Source organism: Chryseobacterium tagetis (genome assembly GCF_016735585.2).
Classification (GTDB): domain Bacteria; phylum Bacteroidota; class Bacteroidia; order Flavobacteriales; family Weeksellaceae; genus Chryseobacterium; species Chryseobacterium tagetis.
In genome coordinates this window covers 484,092-496,327 of the sequence record NZ_JAERSE020000004.1, presented here as the reverse complement: position 1 = coordinate 496,327, position 12,236 = coordinate 484,092, and the positions used below count along the sequence as shown (strand labels likewise).

Below are 12,236 nucleotides of genomic sequence, written 5' to 3'. Positions count from 1 at the left end.
GAAAGGTTTATAGAATTAAATAATCCTGTCATAGAACCAAGCTGAGTGTATCTTCAACCACTTTTATAGATGATTTAATTCGTTTGAACCAAATTAAACAGGAATTACAAAGTTCATTTTTGTCAAATAATTTTTTTTAATTTTTACCTAATGCAATTTGATCCAAAAAATTTATAAAATCAGCATTGTCTTAGAAAGTCATTGTTTAGCTAATATTGTCTTAAACCCATAAAGAAAGAAAAATCGAAACATTAGTGTAAAGATTAGGAAAGAATTTCATAAATTTCTAGAGTTGACATTTGATTCTTCTTTAAAAATTTATGTTTGGAAATTTCCGTAGTATTTTGAGATTTTAGAATTTTTTAGTTGTAAAATCTTATTTTTTCAATTAACTTTCTCATAATCTCATATCATTAAACAAAGTTTCATAAATTTAACCGGTATGAGTTTAATGTAACAAAATATGAAAATAGGTTATGCCCGGGTTTCGACCAAAGATCAAAATTTAGATCTGCAAATTGAAGCCTTAGAAAAAGCAGGTTGTGAGAAGATTTTTCAGGAGAAAATTTCAGGTGCAACAAAAAATCGTCCTGAACTTGATAAGATGATTGAACAGTTTAGAGAAGGTGATGAACTTTACGTTTGGAGATTAGATCGATTGGGTAGAAGCTTGAAAAATATAATTGATCTTGTGCTAAGTTTTAGTGACAAGGGTGTAATAATAAAAGGTCTTGTAGATGGTGTAGATACTTCCACTATCAATGGTCGTCTTTTTTTAAATCTTATGGCTTCGTTGTCAGAATATGAGAGGGAACTGATAAGAGAGAGAACCAATGCAGGATTGCAATCTGCCAGAGCAAGAGGTAGATTGGGAGGCAGACCAAAAGGGTATACAAAAGAAACAATATCTAAACTTTTAGTTATGAGATCTATATATAAAAACCCGACTTTAGCTCCGAAAGAAATTTATGAACCACTTGGATTAACTAGGGCAACATTTTATCGATATGCTAAAATTTTAGATAACCATACAGATGCAGAAATAAAAGAAATGTCAAATAAAAAATAAATTTAAAAACATGTTTGAAAATATTGTAAGTGGAATAATCGGAGGAGTAATTGTAATTATAATTGAGCGACTTATTAATTGGTATTATAAAGTTAAGGAACTGAAAAATGGAAATTCTCCAAGGAATTTAAATTCAAATATTATACTAACAAATGAACTTATTGAAACATTCCATCCGGAAAGAAATTATCTAAAAGTTAAGGAAATCCTAGGTTCTCCGGATAAAAGTTATGAAGATTTTTCGATATTTGAAGATGAGTTAGGTGAATCTGAAAAGTTTATGTCAGATTTATATTTTTTAAAAAATGCTAATTTAAAAATAACTACTGTTGATAACAAAAGTATTCATTCAATCACCGTTTTTAGTTACACAAAAAAGCTAGAAATTCCTGGTATGTATTATCCTTGTGAGAATACTAGTTTAACTTTGGGTGAAGCTAAAATTTGTAATGAAATAATTAAATATATCAACAAATATACTCCTGTTCATACTATTAGAGATTTAGGCTTTGCAATACAGAATTATTCTGGTGCTCCCTTTTATAAGTATATAACGTTTTTCTGTTTTGATGATGTAACAAAAGTAAAAGAAAACTTTCTTATAGATGAATTCATTGGAAAACCAATTGAGGGATTTTGCTTATCAAATAGTGTTTCAACGTTTTATATTCATGATTATGAATTAAGATAAAATAGAAAAAACTAATTTAATGAAAAAACGAAAAACTGATGTCGATTTACTGATTAAATCATTTAATACATATTTAGTATCTCTGAATAGCGAAGAGAGATTGTTGGAGCCGGAAATTTATCATGGAAAATTGATGAATTGTGTTGATTCTTTGTCAGAGACTTTTGAAGAATTTTTATCATTTGGAAAATTTAAAGATGAGTGGGATTACAATTATTTTAATGACTTCTTGAATGGTCCAGAGCTAATTATAAAATCTTTAAAGACTAATTGTACATACGGTTTAGGAATTAATAACGAAGGCTTGTTTCTTTCTATGCATTTAAGCAATTCTGAAAATTTACGTTACATGGATGATCTATTTTGGAAAAATCTATTACATCTATCTGATTTTGATGGTTTTATTTATGAAGAATATGAATTTACTCGTGACGAAAGGAGAAAAGAATTTCCTGAACTTTTTAAAACAAATAAAAGCATGATATTTAGGATTTTGCGTAAATATATTTTTGATCATACGGAAAGCCATTCACAATATTTACCTGGTAGCGTAGGTGAATTCAAAATATCTACAAAATTTTCTGATTCCATACCTTCATCGATACAAAAATTATCAGGAGCTTTTAAAATAATGTACAAGCTTAATTATAGTTTGTGGAAAATTAAAGACTTGAAAGATAAAAAAAACTCTTAGAATAATTGATGCAAAAGAACTCCGTAGAAGAAATTATGAAAACTTTTAATACTGGAAGTAAAACTACATTTTATAAAATAATTAAATTATTACTAGAATAAAAGTTAATTTCATAGAACTATTTAAAATAAGGAACAGCTTATTTTATAAATTCAAAAACAAAAGGAAAAAGTTAATGGACAATGAAAGATTATGGGCTACAGAGCTTTATAAATTATATGTAACAAAAAATATTGATAATATTAAAAATAAATTATTTAACAGCACGGATCTTTTAGTTTATTTACATGAGATTTTAACTGAAGAAAATGTGCAACTTGAATCAAATGATATTTATTCTGAGCAATTAATCTTAAAGTTTCATCTACAGAATTTAAGCTTGCTCGATTTATCTGAAGGACATTCAATAAAATCAAAGTATTATAAAAATAGGGCACCGCACATTAAATTTCTTGATATTTCCTCTGTAATCACTATCGTAAGATCACAATATGAATCGTTGTTGATGTATCAACATTTATATGTAAATTCATCTATTTCGGAAGAGAACCAATTACGCTTTGATTCATGGATGATGTCTTCAATGATGCTAAGATCCAAAGTTTTCTCTGATCCAGAAAAAGCTGATCATGAGAGATTAACTGATGAAAAAGTAGCAATTGATAATTTTAGGAAGAGTATTTCAAATAATCCCACCTTTAAGACACTTAGTGAGAAACAGCAGAAAAGTTTGTTAGAAAATGGATCTGGAAAACTATTTAAAACATGGGATACTATTATGTCAGAATCAAAATTCAATTCTAAAGGTATGTTCTCAAAAATATATTTTATAGCTTCGGTATATGCCCATTCTGAAGGAATTATGGCTATCCAGCTAAAACAGTCAAAGCATTTGATGGATCATCCTTTTATGAAAGAAAATTTATATTTAATGCTTTTCTATTCTTATTTAATGACTAATGTTATGACAAAAAATATTATCAATAAATTTCCAGAAGTAAAAAAGCGATATGATGATTTAGATGAAAAAGTAAAATTTGAGATCAACTTCAATTACCAACTAGCCTTCAAATAAAATATTATTAATATTTTAGGAAAATCTCAAAAAACGATGTAATGGAAGAAAAACTATAATGAAAATCCAATACTCAGAAATAATAAAAAACTAATAACAACAAAGAAAATATGAGCTTACTTATATCCATAATTGTATTAACAATTATCTCTGGATTTTTAGCTTTCAGTGATATCGAGTCCAATGCTTGGAAATTTAAAATAAGAAGATTGGCTGTTGTAATATTTTCTCTTCTTACCATAATAGTAGCAGTATTTCAATACATAGATTCTAAGGATGAAAAGGAAAAAGCGGAAGCAGAAAGGATCAAAGCAGATAATAAAACAAATCAGATTTTGAAGCTTAATGCTGAGCTTATTTCTGCTCAAAAACAAAATAAAAAAGAATCTGATTCTCTAAATTACATTATTATTCACTTAAACGAAAAAGTTAGCGGTAAAACCGAAAGTTTATTATCTGTAACAGAAAAATATAGTAATGAGCAAAAAAAATTTATCAATTATAATATAGGTGCAGATCTCCCACATATTAAATTGCGCTCTATTAGACCAACCTTTTTTACAATTGATATTCAAAATCCGTCTAATAATCCTATCTATGATGCTCAAGCAATTTTATTAGATTTTGATGAGATGTTGAGTCTTTGTAAACCTAAAATAGATAAAAAAATTACTATGTCCGCCGTTTGTTATGATGGTTTACTTAAATTTTGGAATATAGGAACATTATCGGGAAAGCAATGGACTGTATATAGCCAAAAATTTATTGTAGATGAAAATTTACATCGCTATCAAATGCAATTTAGAACAACAAACAAAGCATATATATATTATTTTTTTGTTAAAAAGGTTGATAATTATTTTTATTGTGCAACGCGTTTATATCAGCGTGAATATAAAACCGGTCACAAAACACTAATAAATGAGCACCAACAAGGATTAAAGTTTTCTAATAAATATTGGAATGATAATTTTTATATTGATAAGGAATTTGTGCTAACGGAAAATTGAGATTTACTAAAAAGGTTAGAAAATATGAAAGAAACTAATTCCATAAATTCAGTCTCAAAAAACAATAGTTCAAAAACACCGGAAGAAATTTATAAACCACTAGGGCTAACAAGAGGAACATTTTATCGTTACGCAAAAATTCTTGACAATCATATGAACGATGAAATTAAAAAAATGCAAAGCAAAAAATAATATAATGAGTAATAATTTAGAACAAAGTAATCCTATTAGAGTATATGCAGAAAAGCAAGGAAAAGAATTTGCATTGGTTCAAATTGTTGATTACTACAACGAAACTTTTAGATTTGAAATTCTACTGAATGTAAAAGGTACTCTTTTTCCCAATATAGATTCTGCGAAAAAGGCAGTAGATGAATTTAAAAAATTTAATTCCACACATGATATTGATAATTTTAAATATGTCGATGTTATAGACTACAAAAAATAATCTCAAAAAACGATTCGATGAAAAATAAAGAGCTACTCTATATAACATCTTTTCTATTCTTAATAGTGTTTCTTATGTTTTTTATTTTAATACAGATAGAAGTGAGAAATACATATATTGATATTATTTACTCAGCGGTTATCTTATCAACTATGGTTACAAATGTAGCTTTGTTTTTTATTCTAATACTAAAGCTAAATGATAAATCTCAAAAAATGATCAAATGCAAGAAAAGCAAATACTTATAGATTATTTATCTCAAAAAACGATAGCAAGTGTAAACGGAAAAAGTAGAAAATAAGAAGCAGGTTTAGCAATTTCGGTAGGGTTTCCTTCGACTCTCGTTCGAGACTCGTTCGGGTCGGCTTTCCAAAAATCCCTATTTTCCGGGGAATTTCCGAACGAGACCCGAAGAGCTTCCGAAGAAATGGGGTAAAATACGGTCAAAACCGGTCAGAATTAGTCAGAACCGGTCACTTGCTTTTATAAAGGATTTAAATGAGAGTTTTTACCTGTAAACCGTAAAAAATATAAACAGAGTAAATGCTGTATTTTATTTTGCTTTATTATTAATTCATTAATGTATTCATGCAAAATAAACATCTGCTCTATATAATATTTTTAAAATTGACAACCAATCAAAACCAAATAATTTACTTGGTTATTGCCTACTACTTTCAGTCCTTCAAAATCTTTTCAGACTAAAAAAATACAATCGTAGTTCTACTACAATTTTCAAAAAAAATGAATATTTAATGAAGATTATATAAAAATTCATTTAATTTTATAGAACAATACAAAAACACAAACAAAACAGTATGAAAAAAAATATCTCAAATTCTGAGAAGATTTCGGCGAACCATATTGTTGGCATTAACCGCTTAGTTAGGCTTGACATTACGGTCAAAGGAAAATCGATCAGCCATTTTAAGCACTTCCGCTTACAACAGAGTGCCAGAAGACACCATTCTTTTGAGCTCACTCTAGCTCATGATTCTCTGGGTGAAGAACAAAATCATCATTTAGAACAGGCACAGCAATTTTTAGGCAAACGCATGACCATTGTTTTCAACTATAAAGATGCTGAAAATGAAAGTCCCGAAAGAACTTTTGCAGGAGTGGTAACCCAGGTGACATTCAGTCAGGAAAAAATGAGTCTGGGAAATATCCTCCTCAAAGGATATAGTCCTACTATCTTGATGGATTCAGCTCCCCATACCCAAAGCTTTGGAGGCAAGCAACCTGTAAATACTTCTATTATCGCATACAATATTATCAAAGAAGCACTAAAAGCAGATGATTTTGATTTTAGAATCGATACCCAAAACAAAAGCTACATCAATTACAGTTCGCAATACTGCGAAACCCATTACAACTATCTTGCAAGAATTGCAGAAGCTTACGGAGAGCAGTTTTATTATGATGGTGAAATACTGCACTTCGGAAAACTCCCCTCGTCAGAAAAACCAATACAGCTTATTTACGGAAGCAATGTTACAGATATTCAGGTACAATTAAAAGCAGTACACACCAAACCCGAATACTTTGGTTATAACAGCAGTAATCATACAAAAATACTGGGTTCAAATGATAATATAAAACACTTGGGAAATCTATCCGCAAAAGCCTATGAACTGAATGACAATATTTTCAAAACCCGTTCACTGAATCCAAGCCCTGTGAATGCTAATATGTTTCTGGATGTGGATGATTCCCAGAAAAGTGCAAGAGGAAGCAAGGCGGTAGAGGTTTTTACTGTTTCAGGAAACACAACAGTCCCGTTCCTCTACATTGGTTGTGTTGCAGATTTAGATATGAGAAATCAGGACAGTAACCAGACCGCTCACTTTACGACCTTGATGATGACAGAAGTAAGCCATGAAGTTGATGCAAGAGGTTTTTATAAAGGAAGCTTTGAAGCTATCGCTGAGGGAACGGGCTTCATGCCGAAGCCTGATTTTATCTTACCTAAAGCCGAGCCACAGGTTGCAACTGTAATTTCTAATGCAGATCCACTGAATCAGGGAAGAATCCAGGTACAATTTGACTGGCAGTTAAATGACACCACCCATTTTATCAGAATGATGAGTCCTGATGCAGGGGGAACAGGAGCAATTACTCAAAACAGAGGTTTTGTAGCAATTCCTGAGATTGGAGATCAGGTCATGGTTGGTTTTGAATATCATAATCCAGATTTTCCGTTTGCTATGGGTGGAATGTTTCATGGAGGTGTAGGCTTGGGAGGTGGCATGGACAACCGAGTGAAATCATTACACACCAGAAGTGGGCATAGATTGGTGTTTACAGAAGATGAAAGTATTGTACTGACTGATAAAAGTGGTAATGAATTGAGGTTTGATACAAAAGGTAGCAATATTAACATTACTGCTCCTGAAACCATTACTATAAAATCTAAGAATCTGAAGTTTGATATTGAGGAAAATATTGAGACCAAAGCAGGAAATAATATGGATACCCATGTTGGAGAGAATATTAAAATTATTGCAAGACAAGAAATCAGTCAGGACAGTGGTAAGAAGACCATTATCAATGCTGGATCCCATATTGAAATATCGGCAAAAGCTCATTTAGACTTATATGGTAAAGAAAAATTTATAGGTTATACCGATGGACAGACAGAGTTCGGAGCAAAAGAGAGAATGCATGTGTATGGAGCCCATTCCTTATTGACTGCGAAAGACAAGATTGAGTATAAAGCTCCGCAAATGAATAAAGTTCCTCAGAATGGCGAGTTTGAATACAGCAAAGGAAAGCAGATTGTAAATATGTATTGGGCATATGGAGAAGACAATACATCATTAATAGATGACTCAAAGTTCTATGTTGATATGAGTTTAGTGGTACAAACACGAAATTATGAAGAGGGAGAAAGTATTGATGTTACTATAAAGTCAGTTGATGGTGAACCATTAACTGACGAACTTAATGAGTTAACTTTATCGGGAACAGTAGACAGGGATGGAATAGTCGTCTTTAAAGAATCTTTAAAATCCTATACTCTTGAACTTATGAAAGAAGAGGAAATAGAAGAAGAAAATACATAAATACACTATCATGAATATTAATAATTTTATACCAATTCTATTAGAGCAACAAAGGGGTATTATTGCAACAAGTGGAAACCAACAAACAAAACCTGTGCAGATTTTAAGACCTAGTTGGAGAGATATGATTAAGAATTATCCAAACACATCTATAAAATCTAAAGATTTATATAGTGATATTGGAGGTGCATTCCCAAAGTTTAAAACAGATGAAGAGTTGCTAAGTTCCTATTTAGCAAATTCGTGTGCTATAAGAATGAGTAGGGGATTAAATTTAAGTGGTTTTAAATTACCTAAAAGCAATAGGGGCTATGGGTCAAAAGGAGGAGTAATGAGTGGAGATAAAAATTTGTCTTATTGGCTTAGAGTTAAAGAATTAAGCCCCTATCTTGCTGCTCATTTAGGAAAACCCGAGATAGATTATAATTTAACCAACTTGGTAATGCCAGACCAGTATAGGAAGAAAACATTTTTAACACCAACAGAATGGAAACAAGTAAAAGCTAAAAAGCAAAAGCTGGCAGCAGACCAATGGAAGAAAATAAAAAGTGTTAAAGGGATTGTTGTGTTTGATGTTTCTGGATGGGGAGATGCAACAGGGCATTTTACATTATGGGATACAAATCATCTTATATACCCAGGAGGCATTGAACATGATACTTTGGGTAATGACAAATACTATTTTAGTATGCTTTCTTATGGATGGAATGATCGAAAAAAAGAATTAACATTAGTACAAACAAATAGAATAAGGATATGGGAACTAAAATAATTAATATAGTGTTACTATTTTTTTTTAACGCTATACTATCTGCACAAACCGAAGTAGGTAATCTTAAAAAGTATAGTTTGCATAAATGCTTATCAAGCAATTATAAAAAAGCTGACCCATCATTTGTTAGTCATGATTATTCGGCATCTTATATATTTCAGCTTAAAAAAGCTGATTATAATAATCTCAACTCTATAGATACTTTCGTAGATAAAACGACAGGAGATTATTATAAAAGGGGAGTTATGGAAAATCTTGAAGATGCCAATGCTAATTATATCTTTTGGTACTGTATGGATTTCTATCAGTCAAAAGAGTTGGATAGCTTTATTAAAAAGATAGCTGGAGCTACAGGTAAAAAATCTTTAAAAAAATGATATTTATGCCTCAGTACATTACTAATACAACCCAGCTAAAATGTGATAAAGGTACTTCACCAACTCCAATCACAGTAACCAGTCAATCCTTCATGTGTATTGATGGAAAGCTACAGGCTACAGAGGATGATAAACAGCCCAACACTAATATAAAACCTTTTGGTACTTGTCGTATTCTAAGATCATCCTGTAATCCTGCTCCAGTAAAATGGCAGCATACTTCTCCATTTGAAATTGATGGTAAAAAAGAACTGTTAGATAGTTCCGCTTGCCCATGCTTCATTGGAGGGAAAATATCAGTTGTAAAGCCAGCGCAGAATTTTGTGGAAGAATAAAGCACCAATCAAAACAGCCATATTGTAAAAATAAAACTTTTGAAAGAAGAGTGTTTTTCTTCATTTCTTCTTATTTTTTGCATGATATTTCACTGTTTACAACGCATATCTGGTAAGGAGGAAGTTGTTTCCGGTTTTTAAAGCAAACACATTAAAAGTGTATTCTTGTCATCTGTTGGATCTGTTAGCGAAACTATTTTCAAGTGATGATTTATATAGTTATCCGTCTGATATTTCTATTGGTTTCGCTTTGTTTATGAGAAGCATCCCATCAAAGAATGGTAGGCTTCTAAAAAAAAATGACAGGCTTCTTATTACTCAATGGGAAGCATGCCGGTAACAGACAGATTTAATTAAGAAATTTTTAAGAAAAATAATAGATCCATTATCCGAATTATTTCTATTTTTGAGAAAATAACGTTTTAGAGTTATGAATAAAAAATCAAGTCTTGGATTAAGCTGTGCAATCGTTTGCATTGCTGCGAATTTTATAGATGCACAAACTTCTATTCAGGTGAAAAATACTCGGGATTTTACACGAAATGAGGTGGTTGCGATTTCGGTAAGTCAGTTGAAGTCGTTTTTAGGGAAGAATAAAGAGTCGGATCTTAGAATTAAGGATGCTCAAAATAATTATCTTACGATTCAGTGGATCGATAATAATGGAGACGGGAAGAATGATGAACTGCTTTTTCAGGCAAAAGTAGGAGGGAAAAAGACTGTTTTTTATACTATCGTTGCAGATGCGAAAACTCCGGTTCCGGTAAGTAATGTGACGACATATTCAAGGTTGGTTCCTGAGCGTGCGGATGATTATACCTGGGAAAATGATAAGATCGCGTTTCGTGTGTATGGCCCGAAAGGACAGCAGGAGGCTTTGGCAGGTGTGAAAGGAAGCACTCTTTCAAGTGGAGTGGATATCTGGCTGAAAAGAACTGATAAATCAATCATTAACGAATGGTATAAAGGATATCTGACGGATCCGATGTACTATCACAGAGATACAAGGGGAGAAGGCTATGACCCTTATCAGGTAGGAGACAGCCGTGGAACAGGGGGAATTGGAATCTGGAAAGACGGAAAGCTTCAGGTTTCGCAAAACTTCGTCACCTCCAAAACCATTGCAGAAGGTCCGTTGAGAACAGTTTTTGAATTAACTTATAATCCGTGGAGTGAGTTTGGAGTGAAGGAAACAAAGAGAATTTCTCTGGATCTGGGTTCTAATTTTTCAAAGTTTGAATCGACTTTTGAGTCAGAAAAACAGGTTCCGAATTATACGATAGGAATTACCCTTCATAAAAACGAAGGAGAAGCAAAACTGAATGATAAAAACGGGTATTACCTGCATTGGGAAAAAATTGATGATGCTTTCGTGGGGGAAGGAATAGTTGTTGATCCCAACATCGTAGAAAGATCAATGGCTTTTCAATCTGAAATTCCGGATCAGAGTAATTTGCTGGTCATTACAAAACCTCAGAAGAAACTGACTTATTATGCGGGATTTGCATGGCAGAAAAGCGGACAGGTTCAAACGCAAAAAGATTGGGAAAATATCTTGCAAAAACAGGCTCAGAGTATAGCAAGCCCGTTACAGGTAAAGGTTAAATAATATTTTAAGGATGAATTTAAAAATATACGTATTCGCTTTTGGGTTAACTGCCGTTAACCTTTCCGCTCAGGTAAAAGATACTTTAGCAGAAAAAATGTTGATCTATCAGCTTCCGAACGGAGGTTGGGGAAAACAGCTGGAAGATAAATCTGTAGTCAATTACAGTTTACCGCTGGATAAGGATCTTTTAAGAAAGATAAAATCTACAGGTGATGATCATGCAACGATTGACAATAATGCCACTTCGAAGGAAATCAATGCTTTGATTAAGGCGTATTCAACGACAAAAAATCCTGAATACTTAAAAGCTGCAGAGAAAGGGATAAGTTATCTGCTTCTGATGCAGTATAAGAACGGAGGTTTCCCTCAATATTATCCGAATACAGGACTGTACAGAAAGCAGGTGACGTACAATGACAATGCGATGATCAATGCTTTAACAGTGTTGTATAATGTAGCGGAAGGGAAAAATGATTTTGATGTTGTCAATACAAAATTAAAAGAAAAATCAAAAGATGCGGTTAAAAGAGGAATTGACTGTATTTTAAAAACTCAGGTTTTACAAAAAGGAATTCCGACCATTTGGGGAGATCAGTACAATGAAGTGACTTTACAGCCGGATAAGGCCAGAGCTTTTGAGCCGATTTCGTTGGCAACGGGAGAATCGGTGGGGATTGTTCGTTTTTTGATGGTGCAGCCGGTTACTCCTGAAATTGAAAAATCAATAAAATCTGCGGTAAAATGGTTTACACAAAATAAAATTGAAGGTTATAGCTACAATGTTTCAAAGGTAAACGGGAAAGCTGTGCGAACGTTGACAGAAGATAAAAACTCTGTGATCTGGGCAAGATTTTACGATATTGAGAACAACAGACCTCTTTTCGGTGACCGCGACGGAAGTGTAAAGTATAACTATAATGAGGTTTCGGAAGAACGAAGAAACGGATACAGCTGGTATGGCGATTTTGCAGAGAAGCTTCTGGGCAAAGAGTATCCGAAATGGCTGGAGAAAAATAAAATTTCTGATAACTAGGTCATTCAGGTTCGCAGAAAGTTCAGATAATATTTACTTAAAAAAGAACGTATTTAAA

General features: G+C 32.2%; 13 protein-coding genes. All 13 read left to right on the top strand.

The genetic code is table 11. The annotated features are described in order from the left end of the window. The first annotated feature begins 463 nt into the window (after positions 1 to 463). The 13 genes from JI747_RS16235 to pelA all read left to right on the top strand — a co-directional run bounded on the left by JI747_RS16235 (position 464) and on the right by pelA (position 12,178). Positions 464 to 1,069, top strand: a complete 606-nt coding sequence (locus JI747_RS16235; protein ID WP_225689921.1) for a recombinase family protein — start codon at positions 464 to 466, stop codon at positions 1,067 to 1,069. Between the two features lie 10 nt (positions 1,070 to 1,079). Further along, positions 1,080 to 1,760 (top strand): hypothetical protein, encoded by a 681-nt coding sequence (locus JI747_RS16230; RefSeq protein WP_225689920.1) that lies wholly within the window; start codon positions 1,080 to 1,082, stop codon positions 1,758 to 1,760. A 19-nt stretch (positions 1,761 to 1,779) separates the two neighbouring features. Continuing rightward, complete coding sequence (locus JI747_RS16225; RefSeq protein ID WP_225689919.1) at positions 1,780 to 2,454, top strand: hypothetical protein; 675 nt, start codon at positions 1,780 to 1,782, stop codon at positions 2,452 to 2,454. Between the two features lie 175 nt (positions 2,455 to 2,629). Beyond that, a complete protein-coding gene (locus JI747_RS16220; protein WP_225689918.1) occupies positions 2,630 to 3,529 on the top strand; it encodes a hypothetical protein in 900 nt (299 codons plus the stop codon). Positions 3,530 to 3,639: 110 nt separating this feature from the next. Continuing rightward, positions 3,640 to 4,539, top strand: coding sequence for a hypothetical protein (locus JI747_RS16215; protein WP_225689917.1), 900 nt, complete (start codon positions 3,640 to 3,642; stop codon positions 4,537 to 4,539). A 24-nt stretch (positions 4,540 to 4,563) separates the two neighbouring features. Beyond that, positions 4,564 to 4,731: a hypothetical protein gene (locus JI747_RS16210; protein ID WP_225689916.1), complete on the top strand. Its 168-nt coding sequence runs from the start codon at positions 4,564 to 4,566 to the stop codon at positions 4,729 to 4,731. Positions 4,732 to 4,735: 4 nt separating this feature from the next. Next, a complete protein-coding gene (locus JI747_RS16205; protein WP_225689915.1) occupies positions 4,736 to 4,987 on the top strand; it encodes a hypothetical protein in 252 nt (83 codons plus the stop codon). Between the two features lie 818 nt (positions 4,988 to 5,805). Continuing rightward, positions 5,806 to 8,052 carry a type VI secretion system Vgr family protein gene (locus tag JI747_RS16200; RefSeq protein WP_225689914.1) on the top strand — a complete coding sequence of 749 codons (2,247 nt, stop codon included), beginning with the start codon at positions 5,806 to 5,808 and terminating at the stop codon, positions 8,050 to 8,052. Between the two features lie 10 nt (positions 8,053 to 8,062). Continuing rightward, complete coding sequence (locus tag JI747_RS16195) at positions 8,063 to 8,824, top strand: T6SS effector amidase Tae4 family protein (protein ID WP_225689913.1); 762 nt, start codon at positions 8,063 to 8,065, stop codon at positions 8,822 to 8,824. Continuing rightward, entirely contained in the window at positions 8,809 to 9,201 is a 393-nt protein-coding gene (locus JI747_RS16190; RefSeq protein ID WP_225689912.1) for a hypothetical protein, read from the top strand. The genes JI747_RS16195 and JI747_RS16190 overlap by 16 nt, the downstream gene beginning before the upstream one ends. Before the next feature lie 5 nt (positions 9,202 to 9,206). After that, a complete protein-coding gene (locus tag JI747_RS16185) occupies positions 9,207 to 9,536 on the top strand; it encodes a DUF4280 domain-containing protein (RefSeq protein WP_225689911.1) in 330 nt (109 codons plus the stop codon). A gap of 430 nt (positions 9,537 to 9,966) precedes the next feature. Further along, positions 9,967 to 11,145: a DUF4861 family protein gene (locus JI747_RS16180; RefSeq protein WP_225689910.1), complete on the top strand. Its 1,179-nt coding sequence runs from the start codon at positions 9,967 to 9,969 to the stop codon at positions 11,143 to 11,145. A 10-nt stretch (positions 11,146 to 11,155) separates the two neighbouring features. Beyond that, positions 11,156 to 12,178, top strand: a complete 1,023-nt coding sequence (pelA, locus tag JI747_RS16175; RefSeq protein ID WP_225689909.1) for a pectate lyase — start codon at positions 11,156 to 11,158, stop codon at positions 12,176 to 12,178. Positions 12,179 to 12,236 lie beyond the last annotated feature (58 nt).